At 58.0% G+C, this 23,284-nt stretch carries 24 protein-coding genes; 12 read left to right on the top strand and 12 right to left on the bottom strand.

The window, feature by feature from the left end:
* The first annotated feature begins 2 nt into the window (after nt 1-2).
* A complete protein-coding gene (locus GOX75_RS00235) occupies nt 3-1,682 on the top strand; it encodes a peptidoglycan -binding protein (protein WP_171120192.1) in 1,680 nt (559 codons plus the stop codon).
* Nucleotides 1,682-2,287 (top strand): histidine phosphatase family protein, encoded by a 606-nt coding sequence (locus tag GOX75_RS00240; protein ID WP_171120194.1) that lies wholly within the window; start codon nt 1,682-1,684, stop codon nt 2,285-2,287. The genes GOX75_RS00235 and GOX75_RS00240 overlap by 1 nt, the downstream gene beginning before the upstream one ends.
* Before the next feature lie 73 nt (nt 2,288-2,360).
* Here the strand turns inward: GOX75_RS00240 and clpA are convergent, their stop codons facing one another.
* Nucleotides 2,361-4,685, bottom strand: a complete 2,325-nt coding sequence (clpA, locus tag GOX75_RS00245; RefSeq protein WP_171120196.1) for an ATP-dependent Clp protease ATP-binding subunit ClpA — start codon at nt 4,683-4,685, stop codon at nt 2,361-2,363.
* Nucleotides 4,686-4,860: 175 nt separating this feature from the next.
* Nucleotides 4,861-5,628: a hydroxyacylglutathione hydrolase gene (gene gloB, locus GOX75_RS00250; RefSeq protein WP_171120197.1), complete on the bottom strand. Its 768-nt coding sequence runs from the start codon at nt 5,626-5,628 to the stop codon at nt 4,861-4,863.
* Nucleotides 5,629-5,690: 62 nt separating this feature from the next.
* Between gloB and GOX75_RS00255 the strand changes: the two genes are divergently transcribed.
* The 7 genes from GOX75_RS00255 to GOX75_RS00285 all read left to right on the top strand — a co-directional run bounded on the left by GOX75_RS00255 (nt 5,691) and on the right by GOX75_RS00285 (nt 12,074).
* Nucleotides 5,691-6,425, top strand: a complete 735-nt coding sequence (locus GOX75_RS00255; protein ID WP_171120199.1) for a class I SAM-dependent methyltransferase — start codon at nt 5,691-5,693, stop codon at nt 6,423-6,425.
* A 312-nt stretch (nt 6,426-6,737) separates the two neighbouring features.
* A complete protein-coding gene (locus tag GOX75_RS00260; RefSeq protein WP_171120201.1) occupies nt 6,738-7,298 on the top strand; it encodes a F0F1 ATP synthase subunit delta in 561 nt (186 codons plus the stop codon).
* Nucleotides 7,299-8,837 (top strand): F0F1 ATP synthase subunit alpha, encoded by a 1,539-nt coding sequence (gene atpA / locus GOX75_RS00265; protein ID WP_171120202.1) that lies wholly within the window; start codon nt 7,299-7,301, stop codon nt 8,835-8,837.
* A 12-nt stretch (nt 8,838-8,849) separates the two neighbouring features.
* Nucleotides 8,850-9,728 (top strand): F0F1 ATP synthase subunit gamma, encoded by an 879-nt coding sequence (locus tag GOX75_RS00270; protein WP_171120204.1) that lies wholly within the window; start codon nt 8,850-8,852, stop codon nt 9,726-9,728.
* A 20-nt stretch (nt 9,729-9,748) separates the two neighbouring features.
* On the top strand, nt 9,749-11,173 hold the full coding sequence (gene atpD / locus GOX75_RS00275) for a F0F1 ATP synthase subunit beta (RefSeq protein ID WP_171120206.1): 1,425 nt from the start codon (nt 9,749-9,751) through the stop codon (nt 11,171-11,173).
* Nucleotides 11,174-11,185: 12 nt separating this feature from the next.
* Entirely contained in the window at nt 11,186-11,596 is a 411-nt protein-coding gene (locus GOX75_RS00280; RefSeq protein WP_171120208.1) for a F0F1 ATP synthase subunit epsilon, read from the top strand.
* A gap of 127 nt (nt 11,597-11,723) precedes the next feature.
* A complete protein-coding gene (locus GOX75_RS00285) occupies nt 11,724-12,074 on the top strand; it encodes an H-type lectin domain-containing protein (protein ID WP_171120210.1) in 351 nt (116 codons plus the stop codon).
* A 27-nt stretch (nt 12,075-12,101) separates the two neighbouring features.
* Here GOX75_RS00285 and rpiB read toward each other — a convergent pair whose 3' ends face one another.
* Nucleotides 12,102-12,551, bottom strand: a complete 450-nt coding sequence (gene rpiB, locus GOX75_RS00290; RefSeq protein ID WP_171120212.1) for a ribose 5-phosphate isomerase B — start codon at nt 12,549-12,551, stop codon at nt 12,102-12,104.
* A gap of 58 nt (nt 12,552-12,609) precedes the next feature.
* On the bottom strand, nt 12,610-13,629 hold the full coding sequence (locus GOX75_RS00295; protein WP_171120214.1) for a ribose-phosphate pyrophosphokinase: 1,020 nt from the start codon (nt 13,627-13,629) through the stop codon (nt 12,610-12,612).
* A 108-nt stretch (nt 13,630-13,737) separates the two neighbouring features.
* On the opposite strand from GOX75_RS00295, the gene GOX75_RS00300 reads away from it, so the two are divergent.
* Both GOX75_RS00300 and GOX75_RS00305 read left to right on the top strand, forming a co-directional pair.
* Nucleotides 13,738-14,340 carry a 2-hydroxychromene-2-carboxylate isomerase gene (locus GOX75_RS00300; RefSeq protein WP_171120215.1) on the top strand — a complete coding sequence of 201 codons (603 nt, stop codon included), beginning with the start codon at nt 13,738-13,740 and terminating at the stop codon, nt 14,338-14,340.
* Complete coding sequence (locus GOX75_RS00305; RefSeq protein ID WP_171120217.1) at nt 14,337-15,158, top strand: alpha/beta fold hydrolase; 822 nt, start codon at nt 14,337-14,339, stop codon at nt 15,156-15,158. Before GOX75_RS00300 ends, GOX75_RS00305 begins: the two co-directional genes overlap by 4 nt.
* Before the next feature lie 23 nt (nt 15,159-15,181).
* Here GOX75_RS00305 and GOX75_RS00310 read toward each other — a convergent pair whose 3' ends face one another.
* From GOX75_RS00310 to GOX75_RS00345, 8 genes are all read right to left on the bottom strand, one after another.
* Nucleotides 15,182-16,216, bottom strand: coding sequence for a low specificity L-threonine aldolase (locus tag GOX75_RS00310; RefSeq protein ID WP_171120219.1), 1,035 nt, complete (start codon nt 16,214-16,216; stop codon nt 15,182-15,184).
* On the bottom strand, nt 16,216-16,689 hold the full coding sequence (locus GOX75_RS00315) for a YcgN family cysteine cluster protein (protein ID WP_171120221.1): 474 nt from the start codon (nt 16,687-16,689) through the stop codon (nt 16,216-16,218). The genes GOX75_RS00310 and GOX75_RS00315 overlap by 1 nt, the downstream gene beginning before the upstream one ends.
* Complete coding sequence (locus GOX75_RS00320; protein WP_171120223.1) at nt 16,686-17,618, bottom strand: bifunctional riboflavin kinase/FAD synthetase; 933 nt, start codon at nt 17,616-17,618, stop codon at nt 16,686-16,688. Before GOX75_RS00320 ends, GOX75_RS00315 begins: the two co-directional genes overlap by 4 nt.
* A gap of 47 nt (nt 17,619-17,665) precedes the next feature.
* On the bottom strand, nt 17,666-18,109 hold the full coding sequence (locus GOX75_RS00325) for a MaoC family dehydratase (RefSeq protein ID WP_171120225.1): 444 nt from the start codon (nt 18,107-18,109) through the stop codon (nt 17,666-17,668).
* A gap of 100 nt (nt 18,110-18,209) precedes the next feature.
* On the bottom strand, nt 18,210-19,085 hold the full coding sequence (locus tag GOX75_RS00330; RefSeq protein ID WP_171120226.1) for a TIGR01459 family HAD-type hydrolase: 876 nt from the start codon (nt 19,083-19,085) through the stop codon (nt 18,210-18,212).
* Nucleotides 19,086-19,190: 105 nt separating this feature from the next.
* Nucleotides 19,191-20,267 (bottom strand): DUF389 domain-containing protein, encoded by a 1,077-nt coding sequence (locus GOX75_RS00335; RefSeq protein ID WP_171120228.1) that lies wholly within the window; start codon nt 20,265-20,267, stop codon nt 19,191-19,193.
* Between the two features lie 131 nt (nt 20,268-20,398).
* Nucleotides 20,399-21,319, bottom strand: a complete 921-nt coding sequence (locus tag GOX75_RS00340) for a manganese-dependent inorganic pyrophosphatase (protein WP_171120230.1) — start codon at nt 21,317-21,319, stop codon at nt 20,399-20,401.
* 100 nt (nt 21,320-21,419) lie between these two features.
* Nucleotides 21,420-22,400 carry a TraB/GumN family protein gene (locus GOX75_RS00345; RefSeq protein WP_171120231.1) on the bottom strand — a complete coding sequence of 327 codons (981 nt, stop codon included), beginning with the start codon at nt 22,398-22,400 and terminating at the stop codon, nt 21,420-21,422.
* Between the two features lie 136 nt (nt 22,401-22,536).
* Between GOX75_RS00345 and GOX75_RS00350 the strand changes: the two genes are divergently transcribed.
* A complete protein-coding gene (locus tag GOX75_RS00350; protein ID WP_171120233.1) occupies nt 22,537-23,211 on the top strand; it encodes a DUF2161 domain-containing phosphodiesterase in 675 nt (224 codons plus the stop codon).
* Nucleotides 23,212-23,284 lie beyond the last annotated feature (73 nt).

The raw sequence follows: 23,284 nt of genomic DNA on the forward strand, positions 1-23,284 counted from the left end.
CCATGGCGCTGTCCCGTCGCACTGGTCAACGGTTCCAGGGGTCGGTCTGGCCCGGATTTGTGGACGCGATCACCGGGTTGTTGATGGTTCTCACATTCGTGCTGACCATTTTTATGGTCGTACAGTTTGTCTTGCGCGAAACGATCTCGGGGCAAGAGGATGAACTGACGGCGCTGTCTGATGAAATCGCTGCGCTCGCCAGAGCTTTGGGTTTGGAAGAACGTGAAAACAGCCGTTTGCAAGCAAGACTAGGGGTTTTGAATTCAACTTTAACGCAGGTCGAAACTGAACTTGTTCAAGCCCAAATTCGCCTAACGGACTTCGAGGATCAGGTCACCGCGCTATTGGCGGAACAAGAGCGGGCGGAAGGCGCCATTGCGGGGCTTGAGGTAGAGCGCGATGAACTGTTGACCGAGCAAGACGCGTTGAATCTGGCGCTTGCCCAAAGCCGCGCCGAGATTGACGAACAGACCGAGGCCGCGCGCCTTGCCGCTGCCCGGCGTGAGGCGCTTGAAGCGCTGATCGCTGATCTTGAGCAAACCGAGACTGCGCAGTCGGCGCTAATCACGGAACTTGAGGACCAACTGAGCGCCGAAGAAGCTGCAAGACTGGCCGAAGCCGCCGCTGCCGAAAACCTGCGCAACAGGTTGCAAGACGCCGACGCCGAATTAACGGCTATGACGCTGGCGCTTGAGGCGCAGCGCAAAGAGGCTGAGGACACTCTGACCCTTTTGGCGGCGGCGCAAGCTGCAAAGGCTGAATTGGAGCGGCAGTTCGGAGAGTTGAGCGCGCAAGACCTTCAGGCCCGGCTTGAGGCTGCGCTTGCCGCGCAGGTCGAAGCGCAGGATGAGGCTCAGGCGCAGCGGACGCTGGCCGAAGAACGCGCAGCCCTGCTTGCGGTCGCGCGCGATACCCTTTCGGTTGAGCAGACGATTTCCGAAAAAGCGCAGCGTGAGGCGGCCTTGTTAAATCAGCAAATGGCCGCTCTGCGACAGCAATTGGGTGGGCTGCAGGCTTTGCTTGACGACTATGAAGAGCGCAATGCGGCTGCGGATATCCAAATCCAGTCGCTGGGTCAGGATTTGAATGCGGCCCTCGCGCGCGCTGCGTCAGAAGAACGCCGTCGCCGCTTGCTCGAGGAAGCCGAACGCGCCCGTTTGGAAGCCGAAGCTGAGGCATTGTCAGGTCAGAACGAGGAACTGGTGGCCCAAGCAGAGGACCTGCAACGCTACCGCTCAGAATTCTTTGGTCGGTTGCGTGATGTTTTGGGTGATCAGGAAGGTGTTCGGATTGAAGGTGACCGGTTCGTATTTTCGTCCGAGGTTCTTTTCGACACAGGTTCGGCCGTTCTGTCCGGGGAAGGGCAGTTAGAAGTCGCCAAAGTTGCAAGTATTCTGCGAACCGTAGCGGCAGAGATTCCAGACGGCTTGAACTGGGTTATCAGGGTCGATGGCCACACGGACAACGTACCGCTGGCTGGGACAGGGCGTTACCGCGATAACTGGGAATTGAGTCAGGGACGGGCCCTGTCGGTGGTGCGTTACATGGTGGACGCGCTAGGCATCCCGCCCGAACGGCTGGCAGCCAACGGTTTCGGAGAATTCCAACCCGTCAACCCCGCCGACACGCCAGATGCCCGCGCTCAGAACCGTCGAATCGAATTGAAGCTGACCGAGCGGTAATGGACCTGTCCAAGGGGCGCGTCGCCCGATACCTGACACATCCTCAGGTTTCGATTGATCCTGCAGTCGACGTGACACGCTGGTCGTTAAACGAAACAGGCAAAATTCGGGTAATGCACTTGGCCGCGAACCTAGGAGCATTGAAACATACCACGCGTATTGTCAGCAGTCTGGAGGTCAAGCCCTTGGAAACGGCCCAGCCCTTCGCTGACGCGCTGGGGATTGGGGTCGAGTTGAACCCCGAGATGCATGAGAATGACCGTTCAAGCACGGGTTTTCTGCCCCCTGACGAATTCGAAGACGTCGCTGATCAGTTCTTTGCGCAGCCAGAGTGTTCAGTACGGGGATGGGAACGGGCCATTGATGCGCAGGCGCGAATATTGAACGCGGTGAAGGCGTGTTTGCCCAGCGGCGATGGCGGCGACATTCTGTTTGTTGGTCACGGAGGTGTGGGAACTTTGCTTTACTGCGCCTTGTCCTGTCTGCCGATTGACCGCCGCTATGATAAGGGCCCGAACGGAGGCGGAAATTGGTTTCAGTTCAGTCTTGATCAAATGAAACCGCTGCAAGGTTGGCAACCAATGGAGACGTTGTCAGGGCTTTAATCGTTCTGCCACAGGTTAGAAAAAGCCCGCCAATCAGAAGATGGCGGGCTTTGTGTCAGTGTTAGTGGAATTCTCAGTCCGCTGTTAGCAATGGCGGCTTGTCGCCCGGAATACGCGGCTGATCGGGGCCGAGAATTTCCAGGTTCAGATCACCCTTCTTGACCGAGACACGGACCACACCGCCCTTGGCCAGTTTGCCGAATAGCAACTCCTCGGCCAGCGGTTTCTTGATGTGCTCCTGAATGACCCGGCCCAGTGGACGCGCACCCATCTTGTCGTCATAACCCTTGTCGGCCAGCCATTCGGCCGCTTTGGGTGTCAGGTCGATGGTCACGTTGCGATCCAGCAACTGGGCCTCAAGCTGCAGGACGAATTTCTCGACAACCTGCAGAATGACCTCTTTCGGCAGCGGTGCGAATGAGATCACAGCGTCCAGTCGGTTGCGGAACTCAGGCGTGAAGGTCCGCTCGATCGCGGCGGTGTCTTCACCTTCGCGGCGGTCCCGCCCAAAGCCGATTGCGGCCTTGGCCTGTTCCTGTGCACCCGCGTTCGAGGTCATGATCAGCACCACGTTGCGGAAATTCACCGTGCGGCCGTTGTGATCTGTCAACTCACCGTGGTCCATCACCTGCAACAGGATGTTGAACACGTCCGGGTGCGCTTTCTCGATCTCGTCCAGCAGCAGCACGCAATGTGGATGTTGATCAACGCCATCGGTCAGCAGGCCACCCTGATCAAACCCAACATAGCCCGGAGGCGCGCCAATAAGACGCGAGACCGCGTGTTTCTCCATGTATTCCGACATGTCAAAGCGCAGCAGTTCCACGCCCAGCGTATCCGCCAGTTGTTTCGCCACCTCGGTTTTACCCACACCGGTCGGACCGGCGAATAGGTAGTTGCCGATGGGTTTCTCAGGCTCACGCAGGCCAGCCCGCGCCAGTTTGATCGCGCTGGAGAGCGCCACGATGGCGTCATCCTGTCCGAACACCACCCGTTTCAGCGATGTCTCAAGGTCTTTCAGAACTTCGGCATCATCTTTGGTGACGTTCTTGGGCGGGATGCGGGCAATCTTGGCGACGACAGCCTCGATTTCCTTGACGCCGATTGTCTTGCGGCGCTTGCTTTCGGCCACCAGATGCTGTGCGGCACCGGCTTCGTCAATCACGTCAATCGCCTTGTCGGGCAGTTTGCGGTCGTTGATGTACCTTGCCGACAATTCCACCGCCGTTTTGATTGCGTCCGCGGTATATTTGATGGCGTGATGCTCTTCGAAATAGGGCTTGAGACCGCGCAGGATTTTCACGCTGTCCTCGACCGAAGGCTCGTTCACATCAATCTTCTGGAACCTACGGCTGAGCGCACGGTCTTTTTCAAAGTGCTGGCGGAACTCCTTGTATGTGGTCGAACCCATGGTACGCAGCTTGCCACCCTGCAGCGCGGGTTTCAGCAGGTTCGACGCATCCATAGCGCCACCAGACGTGGCACCTGCACCGATCACCGTGTGAATTTCGTCAATGAACAGCACGGCGTCGGGATGTTCTTCCAGTTCGGTCACAACCGCTTTCAACCGCTCTTCGAAATCACCGCGATAGCGGGTGCCCGCCAGCAATGCGCCCATGTCGAGCGAATAAATCGTGGTCTCGGACAGCACATCGGGGGCTTCACCCGCGACGATTTTATGGGCCAGACCTTCTGCAATGGCGGTTTTGCCTACACCGGGATCCCCCACCAGCAGCGGATTGTTCTTTCGGCGGCGGCAAAGCACCTGAATGCAGCGCTCAACCTCATCCGAGCGTCCAATCAGCGGATCCACGTCACCTGCACGGGACTTGACGTTCAGATCGACGCAGTATTTTCCCAGCGCGCTTTCTTTCTGTTCGCCTTCGCCCGCAGTGGATTGAACTTCTTCTTCGACCTGATCCGCGCCTGAAACCGACCGGTTCTCGCCATAGGCGGGGTCTTTGGCAACACCATGCGCGATGAAATTCACCGCGTCATAGCGGGTCATGTCCTGTTCTTGCAGGAAGTAGGCTGCGTTGCTTTCGCGTTCAGCAAAGATCGCAACCAACACGTTGGCACCGGTCACTTCGGTCCGGCCCGAGCTTTGCACGTGGATCGCGGCGCGTTGGATGACACGCTGGAAGGCCGCCGTTGGAACCGCTTCGGATCCGTCAATATCCGTCACAAGGTTTGACAGGTCTTCGTCGATGAATTCGACCAGAGTGCTTCGCAGCTCATCCAGATCAACGCTGCAGGCTTTCATAACGCGGATGGCATCAGGTTCTTCCAACAGCGCCAGCAACAGATGCTCCAGCGTTGCAAATTCATGTCGCCGTTCGTTCGCAGCAGCCAAGGCCGCGTGAATGGCTTGTTCTAATGTGCTCGAGAATGAAGGCACGCGGGTGCTCCTCTGTCTTGGGTCGGAAGGGGCGCGGGCTTTAGGCCGGATCCCCATCCCAACCATGTCCTCATACTATTAGAGTTTGGTTGATCGCGGCCCGGCTTCAAGGGTTTTCTTTCACTTGACAGTCACATTTATTGTGACCGTGGCCGTGAAGAGCGCGAAATAAGCACTAAAAGCGATCTTTTCTAGCCCGGATTTCTGCGAAAACTGCAGCAGGATCGGTATTTTTCATCCCAAGATGCGCCTGAATCGCCGGATCTGTGGCGCGAAGGAACGGATTTGTGGCCTTTTCCAGCGCTAATGAGGACGGCACTGTAGACTCATTGGCGGCGCGGGCGCGTGCGATATCTGCGACACGCTCCAGCAGGGCCGTGTTATCAGGATCGACAGTTAACGCGAATTTCCCGTTGGACTGCGTGTATTCGTGACCCGAGCATACCAACGTGTCATCGGGCAGGGCGGCCAGTTTCGACAGCGAGGCCCACATTTGCGGCGCGGTGCCTTCAAACAGGCGACCGCAGCCAAGGGCCATCAGGCTATCGGCGGTGAAAACGGTCGAGCTCTGTGGCATGTAGAATGCGATATGCCCGACTGTGTGGCCCGAGACATCCATGACTTGCACGGGCTCTCTACCAATCTCGAACCGGTCGCCCTCGGCAACCTGTTGATCCAGCGGCGGCAGGCGATGTGCGTCGGCGGCAGCGCCGATCACCTTGGCCGGGTGTTTCTCGAGAATGGCGGGCAGGCCGTCCACGTGGTCGAAATGATGGTGGGTTAACAATATGTGACTAAGCGTCCATCCCCGGTTTTCCAGTTCGGCCAGAATGGGGCCGGCCTCTGGCGCGTCGATCAATGCGGTGTTGCCGCTTTCTGCGTCATGGGCCAAAAAAGCGTAGTTATCGCTTAGGCATGGGATGGTGACGATCTCAAGAGGCATGGCCTTTTGCCCTTTCGTTGCTAGACTGCGCCGAAGCTAAGCCGATTGACCGGGTGTCCGCAATGCATCTTGATGTGCAGGATCTGAGGAACTTTTACTACCGCAGCACCCTGGGTCGTGCGGCGCAGGCCGCGATACGCGGGCGTTTGACGGAATTGTGGCCCGAAGCCAAAGGGCAAACAGTGGTCGGTTTCGGCTTTGCCGTCCCGCTGCTGCGGCCCTATCTGACCGAGGCGCGGCGGGTGATCGGTTTGATGCCGGGCCCTCAGGGGGTGATGCCTTGGCCTGCGGGTATGCCCAACGTGTCCGTCCTGACGGAAGAGACACTGTGGCCGATTGAAACGGGTCATGTCGACAAGCTGGTCGTCATGCACGGTCTTGAGACATCACAGCGCCCCAGCGAATTGTTGGACGAATGCTGGCGTGTCTTGGGACCCGGAGGTCGGGCATTCTTTATTGTGCCCAACCGGGCGGGGCTATGGTCGCGGACAGATCGCACGCCTTTTGGATTTGGCCGCCCTTATTCGGCGTCGCAGCTTGAGAGCCAGCTCAAGTCCCATCACTTTATTCCGGAAAACCACTGCTCGGCTTTGTATCTGCCGCCATCGTTCCGTCGATTTTGGCTGAAATCCGGAAGCTTGATCGAAAAAACCGGACAACGTCTGCCGACGATCATGGCGGGTGGGGTGTTAATGGTCGAAGTGACCAAGCATATCCGACCGCCCAGCGGCAGCGTTACGAAGGATGCCGAACGGCGTCCGATCAAGGCGCTTGATGGTCTGCTGAAACCGGCCTAGGCCAAGCCAGGCGTTTTACGCCGCGTCGGGCGTAGAAATTGCGGCAAAAAGGCCGCAGGAATCGCAAAAACTTACAGTTTGGTAACATTTTTCGCGCCCTCCAGCAGGAAAAAAGGGCCGCACCCACCGTAAGTGTTTGAAATGGCGTATTTTGTGGATAACGCGGAGGGGATTATAACGTATTGCTAGCTGGGTTCGGCTCTGCTACATCCCCGGTGATTTTGATCCCCGGCCGTAAGGGCGGGGTTTCTTCACGCCCCCGGGATGGCTGCGCGCGCGGTTTTTCGGGGCCTAATATTCGGAAGGGTGGACGTGTCCGAACCAGCTTCGATTTCCACTGGCATAGCTGAACGCTATGCCACGGCGATTTTCGAGATCGCGAAAGAGAACAAGGACCTTGCAGGTCTGGAAACCGGAATCAACGATTTGGCAGCAGCTTTGGGCGACAGCGCCGAACTGCGCGACCTGATTGCCTCGCCTCTGGTTTCGCGCGCCGAACAGGAAGGCGCCATTACTGCAATTGCCGATAAAATGGGTCTGAATGCCATCCTGCGTAATACGCTGGGTCTGATGGCGCAGAAACGCCGCCTGTTTGTTGCACCGCAACTGATTCAGGTTCTGCGCGACATGCTGGCCGAAGAGCGCGGCGAAGTGACCGCCGATGTCGCCTCGGCCAAGGCGTTGACTAAGACGCAAATGGATAAACTGTCCAAAACGCTGTCCGAGCGTGTGGGCAAAACCGTGACAATCAATGCGACCGTTGATGAAAGCCTCATCGGCGGTCTTGTCGTTAAAGTCGGCTCGAAGATGATCGACAGTTCGATCCGTTCGAAGCTGAACTCCCTACAGAATGCAATGAAAGAGGTCGGATAAATGGGAATCCAAGCTGCAGAGATTTCTGCAATTCTGAAGGACCAGATCAAGAATTTTGGTCAGGAAGCCGAAGTAGCCGAAATCGGCCGCGTGCTGAGCGTCGGCGACGGTATCGCCCGCGTATACGGCCTGGACAATGTGCAAGCCGGTGAGATGGTCGAATTCCCCGGTGGCATCATGGGCATGGCCCTGAACCTGGAAAGCGACAACGTTGGTGTCGTTATCTTCGGTTCTGACCGTGACATCAAAGAAGGTGACACTGTTAAGCGCACCAACTCGATCGTGGACGTTCCGATTGGTGACGAGCTGCTGGGCCGCGTTGTTGACGGTCTGGGCAACCCGCTGGACGGTAAAGGCCCGATCAACGCGTCGAAGCGTGGTGTTGCGGACGTCAAGGCCCCCGGCATCATCCCGCGTAAATCGGTGCACGAGCCGATGGCAACCGGCCTGAAATCGGTTGACGCGATGATCCCGATTGGCCGTGGCCAGCGTGAGCTGATCATTGGTGACCGTCAGACCGGTAAGACCGCCGTGGCTCTGGACACCATCCTGAACCAGAAAGTCTATAACGACGCAGCAGGCGACGACGAGTCTAAGAAACTGTACTGCATCTACGTGGCTGTTGGTCAGAAGCGTTCGACCGTTGCACAGCTGGTGAAGAAACTGGAAGAGTCCGGCGCGATTGAGTACTCGATCGTTGTGGCCGCGACCGCGTCTGACCCGGCACCGATGCAGTTCCTGGCACCTTACGCGGCGACCGCGATGGCTGAATTCTTCCGTGACAATGGCCGCCATGCGCTGATCATCTATGATGACCTGTCCAAACAGGCTGTGTCTTATCGTCAGATGTCGCTGCTGCTGCGCCGTCCGCCCGGACGTGAAGCTTATCCTGGTGACGTTTTCTACCTCCACTCGCGCCTGCTGGAGCGTTCGGCCAAGCTGAACGAAGATTTCGGTGCGGGCTCGCTGACCGCTCTGCCGGTGATCGAAACGCAAGGTGGTGACGTTTCCGCCTTTATTCCGACCAACGTGATCTCGATCACCGACGGTCAGATCTTCCTGGAAACCGAACTGTTCTATCAGGGGATCCGTCCTGCTGTGAACACCGGTCTGTCGGTTTCGCGTGTGGGCTCGTCGGCTCAGACTGACGCGATGAAGTCGGTTGCCGGTCCGGTTAAGCTGGAGCTGGCTCAGTACCGCGAAATGGCTGCGTTTGCGCAGTTTGGTTCCGACCTTGACGCGGCGACCCAGCAGCTGCTGAACCGTGGTGCGCGTCTGACCGAGCTGATGAAACAGCCGCAGTACTCGCCGCTGACCAATGCGGAAATCGTTTGCGTTATCTTTGCGGGCACCAACGGTTACCTCGACAAGATCGACGTCTCGGACGTTGGCCGCTATGAGGCCGGTCTGCTGGCGCACCTGCGCGGCAAGCACGCCGACCTGCTGAAGTGGATCACCGACGAAGATCCGAAGATCAAAGGTGACGCGTCCGACAAGATCAAGGCAGCGATCGACGAATACGCCGCGACCTTCGCGTAACGGGGGGTTCCGATGCCTAGTCTGAAGGACCTTAAAAACAGGATCGAGTCGGTCAAATCGACCCGCAAGATCACCAAGGCCATGCAGATGGTCGCGGCAGCAAAACTGCGCCGCGCCCAGGAATCTGCCGAAGCCTCGCGTCCCTATGCCGAGCGGTTCAATGCCGTGATGGCGGGGCTGGCAGCTTCGGTCGGGGGCAGCGACAGCGCCCCCAAGCTGCTCCGTGGTACGGGCAGTGATGATGTGCATCTGCTGGTTGTGATGACAGCTGAACGCGGCCTTTGCGGCGGCTTCAACTCGAACATCGCCAAGCTGGCCCGCCAAAAGGCGGAAGAGCTGCGCGGCAAGGGCAAGACGGTCAAGGTTCTGACCGTCGGCAAGAAAGGCCGCGACGCGCTCAAGCGCGATTTGGGCGATCTGTTCGTTGGACATGTCGACCTGAGCGAGGTCAAGCGCATTGGGTACACCAACGCGCAGGACATCGCGAAGGACATTCTGTCTCGCTTTGACGGGGCTGAGTTCGATGTTGCCACGATCTTCTACTCGAAGTTCGTCAACGTCGTGACCCAGATCCCGACGGCACAGCAAATCATTCCTGCTTCGTTTGAGGACGACGCAGCGGGTGACGACAGCGGTGCCATTTTCGATTACGAGCCCAGCGAAGAAGCCATTCTGGCCGACCTGTTGCCCAAGGGGGTTGCGACCGCAATCTTCTCGGCTCTGCTCGAAAACGGAGCATCTGAACAGGGTGCACGGATGTCCGCGATGGACAACGCGACTCGCAACGCGGGTGAGATGATCGACAAGCTGACGATCCAGTTCAACCGCTCGCGTCAGGCCGTGATCACCAACGAGCTGATTGAAATTATTTCCGGCGCCGAAGCGCTGTAGAGACATACCGGAGACGAAACATGGCGAATGCAAAAGGCAAAGTCACACAGATCATCGGGGCCGTCGTCGACGTGCACTTCGAAGATCAGCTGCCTGAAATTCTGAACGCGCTGGAAACCACCAACAACGGCAAGCGCCTGGTGTTGGAAGTTGCTCAGCACCTGGGTGAAAACACCGTCCGCACCATCGCGATGGACGCGACCGAAGGTCTGGTCCGTGGCGAGGTTGTGACCGACACCGGCGCACCGATCTCGGTTCCGGTTGGCAACGCCACCCTGGGCCGCATCCTGAACGTGGTCGGCGAGCCGATCGACGAAAAAGGCGACGTTGTTGCGTCGGAAACCCGCGCAATCCACCAGCCCGCGCCTGAGTTCGCGGAGCAGTCGACCGAGTCGGAAATCCTGGTGACCGGCATCAAGGTTGTTGACCTGCTGGCCCCCTACGCCAAAGGCGGTAAAATCGGCCTGTTCGGCGGCGCCGGCGTTGGTAAAACCGTTCTGATCATGGAGCTGATCAACAACATCGCAAAAGTGCACTCGGGCTTCTCGGTGTTCGCGGGTGTTGGTGAACGGACCCGTGAAGGGAACGACCTGTACCACGAGATGATCGAATCGAACGTCATCAAGCCCGACAACCTGTCGGAATCGCAGGTGGCCCTGGTTTACGGTCAGATGAACGAACCTCCGGGAGCGCGTGCGCGTGTTGCTCTGACTGGTCTGACCCTGGCCGAGCAGTTCCGCGACCAGTCCGGTACCGACGTTCTGTTCTTCGTCGACAACATCTTCCGCTTCACGCAGGCGGGTTCCGAGGTTTCGGCTCTGCTGGGTCGTATTCCTTCGGCTGTGGGCTACCAGCCGACACTGGCCACTGACATGGGCGCCCTGCAGGAACGCATCACCTCGACTAAGTCGGGCTCGATCACCTCGGTGCAGGCGATCTACGTGCCTGCGGACGACCTTACCGACCCCGCGCCGGCAACCTCGTTTGCCCACTTGGACGCAACAACCGTTCTTAACCGTGCGATCTCGGAAAAAGGTATCTACCCGGCTGTTGACCCGCTCGACTCGTCCTCGCGTCTGCTGGACCCCGCGATTGTGGGTGAAGAGCACTACGCGGTTGCGACCGACGTTCAGCAGATCCTCCAGCGCTACAAGTCGCTGCAGGACATCATCGCCATCCTCGGCATGGACGAACTGTCGGAAGAAGACAAACTGACCGTGGCCCGTGCCCGTAAGATTGAACGCTTCCTGTCGCAGCCGTTCGACGTGGCCGAAGTCTTCACCGGTTCGCCGGGTGTTCAGGTTCCTCTGGATGTCACCATCTCTTCGTTCAAAGCCGTTGTAGCTGGCGAATACGATCACCTGCCCGAAGCGGCCTTCCTGATGGTTGGCGGCATCGACGAAGTAATCGCCAAAGCGGAAAAGATGGCCGCAGAAGCCGCCTAAGGAGTATCCCTGATGGCAAACACGATGCAATTCGACCTCGTCAGCCCCGAGCGGAGCCTTGCTTCGCTTGAGGCCACCGCGGTCCAGCTACCCGGCGCGGACGGGGACATGACGGCGATGCCCGATCATGCCCCCACCATCACCACGCTGCGCCCCGGTCTGCTGAAGGTTGAGGCGCCTGCCGGAGCCAGCGAATACCTGGTCACTGGCGGGTTTGCCCAGATCAACGGCGATAGCATGTCGGTTCTGGCAGAAAAGGCCATTCCGGTTGCGGAAGTGACTCGGTCGCACCTGGATGACCTGATCGCCGAGGCCCGTGCTTCGCACGAGGCTGCCAAGGCCGGTGAGGATCAGTCGATCGTTGACGATGCAGCCAAGCTGCTGGCTGACATGGAAGCACTTGGGACACATATGAGCCTGTAAGGTTCATATCATACCCGGATAGTAAGACGGCCCTGCAAAAGCGGGGCCGTTTTTTTGTCGTGATTTTGACAATGCCTCCGAATAAGCTGTCGGAATATTTGGTAAAGAACAAAAATCGAAGACATAAATGAAGGTTTTTCAGACACACCCGATTGGTATCGACCAAGGCGAAACAGTCTTGTTTTCTGACTTTTCGAACGGCGGGGATATGTGGACAGGCGAGGGCGCGCGGGAAAGGCGCTCGGCTGTTTCGTTCAGCCAGCCGTTCCGCTCTGTACCTGTCGTTCAGGTCAACATTTCGCTTTGGGATGTAGACACATCCGCGCCGTTGCGCGCAGAAGTCGTGGCCGAAGATGTCACTGCCACTGGATTCAATGCTGTGTTCCGTACGTGGTCAGACACGCGCATCGCCCGAATTCGCGTTAAATGGACTGCGATTGGTGAGGTGGCCCATGACGATGATTGGGATATCTCATAAGCCACTGATCAAGAGTTTTGGCCGTATTTACTCGTCCTGAGGTTCGATCATGTCCACGCGGGTAGCGTGGCGGCCGCCTTCGAATTCGGCGTTCAGAAAAGCGTCCACGATGTCCAGCGCCTGACCTTCGCCAACGACACGTGCGCCGATGGACAGCATATTGGCGTTATTGTGCTGACGGATCATCCGCGCCGAGAACGCATCGGAACAAACACCACAGCGGATGCCGGGCACCTTGTTGGCGGCCATCATGATCCCTTGACCGGTGCCGCAAAAAATGATCCCAAGCGCACAATCGCCCGAGGCAACGGCCTGAGCGGCGGCCTTGCCATGCAGAGGATAGTGGGTGCTTTCCGGCGAGGTCGGGCCGATATCCATGACCTCCCAGCCTTGGGCGGAGATGTGGTCGCCTACCGCTTGGCGCAGTTCGATTGCGGCGTGGTCACTGGAAAGAACAATACGTTTGGGGGCTGTCACGGGAAGCTCCTGACTTGGTGGTCACGAAAAAGGGCGGCTGGTGGGCCGCCCTTTCAGATCAGTCCATATGGTACATGGATTCGTAGATCGGGGTCAGGGTCTTATCCTCGAACAGGGACGACACGCTTGTGCCATTCCAGATGTTCAGGATCGCCTGTGTAAAGATCGGCGCGGTCGGCACGATGCGGATGTTCTTGGCCTTGGCGACCTCTTTGGTGGGCTGGATCGTGTCTGTCAGCACCAGAGATTTCATCACCGAATTGGTAACGCGCTCGACTGCGGGGCCGCTCATGACGCCGTGTGTGATGTAGGAATGAACTTCTTTGGCGCCGTTATCCAGCAGCACCTGCGCCGCCTTACACAACGTTCCCGCCGTGTCGCACATATCGTCTACGATCAGGCAGATCTTGTCTTTTACGTCGCCGATCACCGTCATCTCGGCCACTTCACCAGCCTTCTCGCGGCGTTTATCCACGATCGACAGGGGTGCATTGATGCGCTTGGCCAGTTCTCGCGCGCGTGCAACGCCGCCTACGTCGGGTGAAACCACCATGATCTCGTCCAGATTGTCCTTGAACTGGTTTTTCACGTCCAGCGCAAAGATCGGCGAGGCATAAAGGTTGTCCACCGGAATATCAAAGAACCCCTGAATCTGCGCGGCGTGCAGATCCATGGTCAAAACGCGTTCGATCCCGGCACCGGTCAGCATATTGGCGACCAGCTTGGCGGAAATCGGCGTGCGGGCTTTGGTGCGGCGGTCCTGACGAGCGTAGCCGAAATAAGGGATCACGGCGGTGATCCGCTGCGCGGACGAACGGCGCAGCGCGTCGGCGATGATCAGCAGCTCCATCAAGTTGTCGTTTGCCGGGTTCGAGGTTGGCTGGACGATGAACATGTCCTCGCCCCGCACGTTTTCGAAAACTTCGACGAAAATCTCGCCGTCGTTGAACCGTTCGACGCGCGCATCGACCAAACCCTGATCGACGCCGCGATACAGGCTCATGCGTCGCGAGATGGTTTCGGCAAGAGGAAGGTTGGCGTTCCCAGCAATCAGCTTGGGTTCGTTGAGTGTCGGCATCGGCTGTTTTTCCCCGGGCAGCAATAGCAATGTGACAGATTCGTGATGTTGACACCGCTTATCATGGCCTTACCGTCTCGCAAAGATAACGCAGCGGAGAAAGTGAACATGGCCACCATTGACTACTATTTTGCGACACTCTCGCCCTTTACCTATCTGGCTGGAACCCGGCTGGAAGAGGTGGCGGCGAAACACGGCGCGACAATCAACTACAAACCGCTGGATATTATGGCCCTTTTCGGCCGCACCGGGGGAACACCCCCAAAGGATCGGCATATCTCGCGCATCGAGTACCGGGCGCAGGATCTGCAACGAACGGCTAAAAACCTGGGTATGGACTTCAACCTGCAACCCGCACATTGGCCAACCAACGCCGCGCCATCGTCCTATGCGGTAATCGCTGCAATCAAGGATGGATCAGGGGATATTGGAAAGCTGGTTCATTCCTTCGTTCGCGCGTGCTGGGCCGAGGAAAAAGACATCGCGCAGGATGATGTGATCCGCGATTGCCTGACGCAAGCCGGGTTTGATCCGGGGCTAGCAGACAGCGGGCTGCTGGTTGGGGCCGAGACCTATTCCGCGAATCTGGAGGAAGCCGTCGACCGCGGTGTGTTTGGTGCCCCGTTTTATCTAACTGAAGACGGCCAACGGTTCTGGGGGCAGGATCGACTGGACGATCTGGATCGGCACCTGTCGGAGATGAAGGGGTGAAGGACGCAGAAAGCACGTCCCCAGTTTTCGTCAGAACACTTGGACAGGGCGCGCGCAAAGTGCTCGCCCTTCATTGCACAATCGCGCATTCTGGCGTGTGGGCCGGTCTGGCTTCAGCGCTGGGTGACCAGGCCACTTTGACCGCTCCGGACATGCTTTCGCATGGGAACAGCCCGGATTGGGACGGGCAGGGGGATTTCTTTGATCTCACGGCCGGTTTCTCTGCCGATCTGTTGGCCGAGCCGATGGATGTAATTGGCCATTCCTTCGGCGCGATGATCGCGCTGCGGCTTGCCCTGGAATACCCGGACCGCGTCCGCAGTGCCGTGTTGATAGAACCGGTTTTCTTTGCCGTGGCAGCGCAGGATGCGCCTGACGTTCTTGCACGCCATGATCAAGAGGCGCAGCCTTATGCCGATGCCTTGGCCGCTGGGGACATGCAGTTGGCGGCTCGTCTGTTCAACAGGATGTGGAGCGCGGATGTCAGCCCACGATGGACAGAAATGCAGGAAAAGACCCGCGCTGCGATGATACGGGGCGTGCCCGTTGTGCCTGCCGTGAAAGAGGCGGTGTTTGACGACCAAAAGGGCTTTTTGAAGCCTGGTGTTCTGGATCGTGCAACCGTGCCCATTTTGATTCTGAGTGGCACAAAATCGAACCCCGTCATGCCAGTGATCGGTCAGGGGTTACAGAACCGTCTGCCCAACGCGTCTTACGATGTCGTCGAAGGAGCCGGGCACATGCTGCCGATTTCCCATCCCGCAGCTACCGCAAAGCTTGTGCAGAATTTCTGGAAAACCACCGGGTCATCTGAATAAGCTGGCGTTTGCTCTGAGAGTTTTCAGAGCAAAGCGAGAAAGCGGTCGATATCATCCGAACTTATTGACCAGTCGCAAACGAGCCTGCAGGCGAGGGGTTCTTCCTCGTCTGCTCCATCAAGGTCCGCGCCCCACAGGTGATAGACCGCGCCAGCATCGTGCAACTGCCTGTGACGCGCGCGCGAAAACTCGGCGAAGATCATGTTGGCTTGCGGTTCGTGCAGAAACGAGGCCCCTTTCGCGCGCAGCCCGTCCGCAAGCCGTGCGCAGTTGGCGTTGGCCTGACGCGCCATTGTCAGCCACAGATCGTCCTGAAGGTAAGCCGCCATTTGCGCCGATAGGTAACGGTGCTTGGAAAACAGGTGCGCTCCGCGTTTGCGCCGTAGTTCAAATTCCCAAGCCTTTGTTTCGTCAAAGAATACAACGGCTTCAACGCCCATCAGGCCGTTTTTGGTGCCGCCAAAACTGACGACATCCACCCCTGATTTCCATGTCATCTCAGCTGGGGAACAGTTCAGCGCGACCAGAGCGTTGGTGAAGCGCGCGCCGTCAAGGTGCACGGGCAGGCCGTATTCTTTTGCCACGCCGCACAATGCCTGCAATTCACCCAACGAATACACCGACCCGCGCTCGGTCACTTGTGTGATGGACACCGGTCCGCGCTGGGGGCCGTGTACGCCGCGGGTTTCCTCTGCCAGAATTGCGCCACGCAACGCGTCGGGGTCCATCTTGTCGCTGCCCGGGACAAGCGTCAGTTTTGCGCCAGAGTAGAATTCGGGCGCGTTGCACTCATCTTCGTGGATATGCGCAACCGGAGAACAGAATACGGTATCCCAAGGGTTGGAAAGCGTTGCCAGTGCTAGCGAGTTCGCTGCTGTGCCGGTTGCCACCAGATAGACCGCCGCCCCCGGAGCTTCAAAGATGCCGCGAATACGATCGCGCACCTCGTTCATAAGCGTGTCGGCGCCATACGCCATCTGATAGCCTTCGTTGGCCGCGTTCAAGGCGGCCATGACCTGCGGGTGCACCGGCCCGGAATTGTCAGAGGCGAAATACATCAGCTAGGCTCCTCGATGATATAATCTTCCCACTCTTCCATGGGGGTTTCGAACTCGGACACCGTGCGCCCCTGAACCGAGATCCCGGCGGAATGTACGCTGTCGGGCGTACCAGATATCAAAGGGTGCCAGTCGTAAAGGGGCTTACCCTCCCACAGCAGCCGATAGGCACAGGTCTGGGGCAGCCAATAGGCATGGCTGTCGATATTGTCGGGCTTCATAACGATGCATTCCGGCACGAATTGGTGGCGGATGTCATATTGCGTGCAGCGGCAGGTCTCATCGTCCAGCAGGCGGCAGGCAACGCAGGTCAGGGCGACCTCGCCAGTATCTTCATCCTCTAGCTTGTTCAGACAGCACTTGCCGCAGCCGTCGCACAGGGCTTCCCACTCGCGCTGGTTCATCTTGGTTAGCGGCTTGCGTTCCCAGAACCGGGTGGCCAGACCATTGCGGTCAATCGGGTCGGTGGTCATAGAGCCGCCAGCAGCGTGCGGGCCGTGTCGCAATCGGTATCCATCTGGGTGATCAGCCCTTTCAGTCCGTCAAAGGTCATCTCGGGGCGCAGGTATTCGACCAAGCCAACCGAGAGAGTGGCACCATAAAGATCGCCCGAGAAATCGAACAAGAATGTCTCGATATTCGGGACTTCGCCGTTGAACATCGGGCGCGTGCCCACCGAGGCCGCTCCGTGATAGCTGCCCTGATGCGGGCCATCCAGAACATCGACCAGCACGGCGTAAACCCCAAATTTTGGAGGATGCAGCCCCTCAATCGACATGTTGGCGGTGGGATAGCCCAGTTCACGCCCGCGCTGTTCGCCACCGATCACCTTGCCCTCAATCCGGTGCCAGTGACCCAGCATTGTGGCGGCATCACGCGGTCTGCCTTCGGTCAACGCGGTGCGGATCGCGGTCGAGGACACGATGTTTTCGGACCGCTCCATTAACGGCGCGATTGTCACACCAAACCCCATCTCATTTCCAAAACGCACCAGATCTTCTGCCGTCCCGCTTCGCCCCTTGCCGAAACAGAAATCCGACCCAACAACCACATGCGATAGCCCAAGCCCCTCACAAATCACCGAGCGCGCGAACTGCTCGGGCGTTAGCCCGGCCAGCGCAGCGTTGAAGGGGAGTTCGTACAATTTCTTCACGCCCAGTTTCTGCAACCGGTGCGCACGTGCATTGCCTCGCATCAGGCGAAAGGGCGGAGAATCCGGGGCGAAGTATTCGCGGGGATGCGGTTCAAATGTCATCACGCCAAGCGATGCATCTAGCGCGGCGTTCCGCGCCAGTTCAATAACCGACTGGTGACCGATGTGAACGCCGTCAAAATTGCCGATGGCTACGCTGGCGCCACGGTCTTGAGGCTCGACAAACTGAAAATCCCGGATGATGCGCATAGCGACTGCCTAACGGGACTACAGCCGGTGTTCAAGAGGTTGAGAGGTCAGTCGAACTTGCGCGACGGTGCCAATACCATGGCTTCGCCAACAACCACCTTTTTGCCGTCAACCGCGCAGTGGCAATCTAGCTTGACCCGACGCTTGGCAAAGTCGATGTCGATCACTTTGACTTCGGCATAAACCATGTCGCCGGGACGGACGGGTGCAAGGAACTTCAGCGACTGCCCCATGTAAACGGTGCCATGGCCGGGCAATTGCTCGCCAATCACGGCCGAGATCAATCCCGCTGTCAGCATGCCATGGGCGATGCGGCCTTCGAAAATCGTGTCGCGGGCGTAGTCGTCATCCAGATGCACCGGGTTCCGGTCGGTCGAAACCTGCGCGAACATCTCGATATCTTCGTCTGTAACCACTTTGCGCAGGTGACGGGTCATGCCCATTTCGATGTCTTCAATACAGATCGTGCCGCGTGGAAGATTGTCCAACATGTCGCCCTCACTCGATTCGATTGGGCAACAAAAAAACTAAAGTCGCCCATATTGGGCAACTTTATTACTTCGCAAGCGCAGAAAATCAAGCCCTTTCTGATCAACGCAATCGGCCGATTGTGTAGGTTGGATTGATGTTTTCCCTTGCAATATAATCGGTTAGGGATTCATGGTGGGGATGGTGCGACGTTTTGGTTTCAGCGGCGGCCAGCCCGCCCGAGATGAACAGAGAATCAATCCCTTCGCCCATTCCGCCCAGAATGTCAGTATGTGGCCCGTCACCGATCACCAAAAGATCGCCATCAGGGAAGTCGTGACCCAGTTCTTGTAACCTGCGACGCGCCAGATCATAGATTGGCGGGTGCGGTTTGCCGAAATACAGGCTTTCGCCCCCCATATCCGTATAAAGCTTGGCCAAAGCGCCGGCGCACCATTCTCGTACCTCACCGCGATCAACAACGATGTCTGGGTTGGCGCAAAGCAGCTTCATGCCTTTTTGCTTGGCGTAAAGAAATTCTGCGCGGTTCACGGACGGGTCCGCCATTGGGTCGAATGGACCGCAACAGACGATCCCTTGGGCTTCGCTTAGGGGAACCCGCTCAATCTGGATGGGATGATGCAAAAGCTTCAGCGGCTCGAAAAAACCTGCATCCCGCTCCCATTCCCCCATAAAGTAAACTTTCTCACCGACAGCGCCCTGGAACATGGCTGAACGGGCAGAATCGCCGCTGCTGGCAATTGTGTCATAGGCGTCTTCGGGGACGTTGAACTGCACGAGTTGCTCTGCCACCCCCGCGCGGGGTTTAGGGGAGTTGGTGACCAAAACAACAACTCCACCCTTGGCGCGGTAGTCTTGCAAAGCCGCGACTGCCTCGGGGTAGGCGGTGATGCCGTTATGGACGCAGCCCCACAGGTCCACGAATAGGGCTTTGTATCGGTCAGAAATGTCAGAAAGTGTATGAATGATCTGGGTCATTTGATCGCCCCCGGGCACAGATATCGCATTTGCGTCAGCTATGGCAAAGCTGATGCGCTTTGACCATCCCGCAATGCAATTTCCTGACGTTTGTGTGGGTGCTTATCAGTTTTCTTCTGACAGCTTGTCCACGTCCGGGGCCTGCTGGACATTCTCGGTCCCCAGGATGAGTTGCGCACCAATTCTGTTCTGGAACCTTACGACAATCAGGTAGCCAGGGCCCAGCTCATCCTCCAATACGTCCACTAGCGGAGTTTCTCGTAGGCTGTCAGGCAGTAGCCCCGCGATCGAGGACACCTTGAAGGCTGCTTCGATGGGCAGGTCGACGATTAGCCACAGGTCTGCGTGTTTGCGCTTGGCGCTGACGTCGATGCGGATGATCTCGACCGAAACCGGGTCGGCCCAATCGCGGATCGCCTGAGCGACGCGGGCCTCGGTTCTGGTTTCAAGGTACCGGTTGTACGTGGATTTCCCCAATTGCAGAACCACGACAGCCAGAAACGCAAGGGTAACGAAAACGCTGGCTGTAAAGCTGAGTTTGCGTTTGCCTTTGCTGAACATCACCGACCGCGCGGCATAGACTATATAGACAGCGCAGGCGGACAGGATAATTGCCCCAAGGTTCGTCGCAAACAGCAACCCGGCTTCATAGGCGTCAGCGGGTTCGCCGAAATACAACAATACACCCGAAGCCGATAGCGGTGGCACAAGCGACACACCAATCGCGGCACCGGGCAGCAAGCTGGCCTCTGACCTGTTGATCTGCACATATGCTGCCGCCACGCCAGCGGCCAGCGCGACGATCAGGTCTTCGGTGCCCGGGTCAGTGCGCGCCAGCACCTGATCGGGGATCAATATGCCCCGAGGTACGTCCGCGACGTAGACCAGGAACCATGCCAGCAGAACGCTCAGGAACGCTGCGGTACAGACGGTCAAGGCCAGAAACAGCGCCCGCTTTAGCCACCCCATGACCATGGCTGCGGCGATTCCGAGGATCGGCGTCATCAGGGGGGCAACCAGCATTGCAGCGATTACAACTGCGCCGGAATTGCGCAGCATACCCATTGTGGCGATGATCACCGACAAGGTCAGCAGCATGGCAAAGCGCCGCCAATAAGCAGCTTGGTCCTTGCCTTCAAACCGCAGGATATCCCGCGTCGTGCTATAGCTGAGCATGCTCATGTGATTGGTTTGGCCCGTGTTCCCAAGTTATCTTGGAACAGATTACCAACGGAAACGGATCTCGCAAATCTTTAGGCGCAAACAATAAAGGCGCCCTGAGGGGGCGCCTTTTCAATCGCAGGGTTGGCAGATCAGACCTTAAGGTTCGGGATGATCTGTTTTTTGCGGCTCATGATGCCGGGCAGAACGACCGCATCGCCATCGACGCTTGCGCCAAAGCTTTTCTCAGCGACGGATTTGACCAGATCGTTGGGGACCAGCAGGGTGGCCTCTTCGTTCAGGATGTCGACCACGAATAGCAGAACCTGATCGACGCCGTCTTCCTTGGCAACATCAACCATCGACGCGGCCAGGCTGTCTTTACGATCCAGCACAACGCCCGGAGCGGTGGTTTCCAGAACCGAGACGCGGAACTTGGTGCCGTCTACCTCATATTCCTTGCTGTCCATGCGGATCAGTTCAGCGTCCGAGAACGAAGACACGTCCGACTTCGCTGCGAACATGTCAGCGGCATAGGCCGAAACGTCCAGACCCAGCTCAGCCGCCAGTTTCTCGGCCACGGCGCGGTCATGCGCGGTGGTGGTGGGCGAGCGGAACTCCAACGTATCCGACAAGATGCAGGTCAGCGCCGCGCCTTTTACGGCGTCGGGCATTTTGGCAGCGTCGTCACCCATCAGGTCAACCATGATGGTCGCGGTGCAGGCCAGCGGGCGCACGGTGATGTCGATGGGGCCTTTGGTTTCCAGACCGCCGACCAGCTTGTGGTGGTCGATGATGGCGCGGATATCGGCGCTGTTGACGCTGGCGGGCAGCTCGGCAGGGTTGTTGGTGTCAACGATGACAACAGGCGCGTCTGCGTCCACGTCCGCGATGATGCGCGGCTTGGGCAGGTCCCAGCGTTGCAGCATAAAGGCGGCCTCGGTGTTGGGTTCGCCCAGCAGAACGGGCTCGGCCTGTTCGCCTTTCACTTCGTTCAGGTACCACGACCACAGGATCGGAGAGCCGGTGGAATCGGTGTCGGGGGATTTGTGTCCAAATACGAGGGTTGTCATGTCAGGATCCTGAGGATGGTCATTTTGCGCGCCTTATAGGGCGGTCCTGCGGGCTTGTCACCCGCCCTCGCGTAAACTGCGACGAAGGGTGATCTTTGCCTCAGAATGCGGCACGTTCCAGTGTGTATCCGGCCTGCTCAAGTTGGTTAAGCAAGCCGTGCTCTCCACCCAGATGACCAGCACCGACTGCGATCACGGCCATCTGATCCTGAATCCCCAAAATATGCTGCATCCAGTTGTTGTTGCGTTCGACCAGAAGCTGCTGTTCGAAACCGCCCCATTCCTCGTCAAAGATTTCTTCTGAAAGACCCGAAGATTCGAGCCCCTGAAGGCGGGCGAACTGGATGATCTCGCCGTGTTTTTCTTCCAGATAGGCATTCAGCATGGTGGCCAACTGGTCCTCGCTGCTTTCAAACGCGTCCGCCATGCGCACCAAAGATTGCACTTGCTGTTCCATGGGGAATTCATCGAACATCGCCATCAGGTCTTCGATGCGTTCAAGCGAGAGCTGCGGGATGTTATGCTCGGCTGCCAGATCTGTCAGGCGTGCATCCATCCCGTGATTGGCTTCCGGGTCTTGAATCATGCAAGGTGGGATGCCAAGGGTCATGCTCAGGAACCATGGGCGCATTTTCGCACCCATCCAGCCGGGAATGCCGCGATCGGCCAGCCCCTTGGATAGCGCGGCCCAGTCTTCTTCTGACACCATGTCGATCAAAGTGGGTCCTGACGTGATCAGAACCGGGCTGAGGTCCTGCGCCAGTTGCTTTTCGAAGGCGTCCATTTCGGATTTTGTCACCTCGAAATAGAACGCGTCGGCTTGGCTGAGCGTCGGGGCCAGTCTTTCAACCACAGCATCCATACGCGGATCGTTGGTGTGCACAGTACCAATCAGGTGCAGAACCGTGTCACCCTTTGTGGCCGTCCAGTGATTGCCTTCGGGAAATGGGAAATCTTTCAAGGCCTGCTGCAGTTCCTCTTGCATCTCAGCCGAAATATCGGGCCTTAGATCCCGCCCTTCGCAGGCGGCATGAACCGCCAGCGGCAAAAGCGAAAAGAGGAAGACAAAAAGAAATCGCATCGGCACCATCCCGTTAAACCAAGTACTTATATGTGTCGCGACCTTGCCCTGCTCAAGGTGTCGGTTCAAGCGACTTGGATGCGGGTAAGGCTGATCTGTGTCTGGCATTCCACAGCAAAACGCCTAGCATGGCAGGATGAACCGCGAGCAGGACCTCTATCCCCCCATCAAAACGCTGTTAGAGCGTCAGGGCTATACCGTTAAAGGTGAGGTTGGCGCGGCTGATATCGTAGCCGTTCGTGATAGCGAGGAGCCGGTGATAGTCGAGTTGAAGCTGCGCTTTTCATTGGCGTTGTTCCATCAGGCCATCACCCGGCTGAAAGTAACGGATCAGGTCTATATCGGGGTAAGCAAACCGACAGGGCGCACAGCACGACGTGCTTTGAAGGACAATGTTGCGCTGTGCCGGCGTTTGGGGTTGGGCCTGATCACTGTCCGCGCGGATGGTGCAGTCGAGGTTCAGTGCGACCCCGGCCCTTATGCTCCGCGCAAAAACAAGGCCAAGGCTGCTCGGTTGTTGCGCGAATTTGATCGGTTGGAAGGCGACCCTAACGCCGGGGGCGCCACGCGGCATGGGATCGTTACTGCCTACCGTCAGGATGCTTTGAGATGTGCTGCCCATCTTGCCGAACAGGGTGCCACCAAGGGGGCCGAGGTCGCCAAGGCCACCGGTGTTTCTGAAGCCACCCGCCTGATGCGTGACAATCACTATGGCTGGTTCGACAAAGTAGAAAAGGGCGTCTATTGCCTGACCGAAGCCGGGCAGGAAGGGCTGAAGCACTGGGCTTACAGTTGGGAGCAGCCGGAATAGGACCCCACGTCAAAAAAACCTTCACGGCTTGTTGACTCGGGGATTTGAACTCCCTAGCTATGCGTCGTTATCA

It is taken from the genome of Ruegeria sp. HKCCD7251 (assembly GCF_013031165.1).
GTDB lineage: Bacteria > Pseudomonadota > Alphaproteobacteria > Rhodobacterales > Rhodobacteraceae > Ruegeria.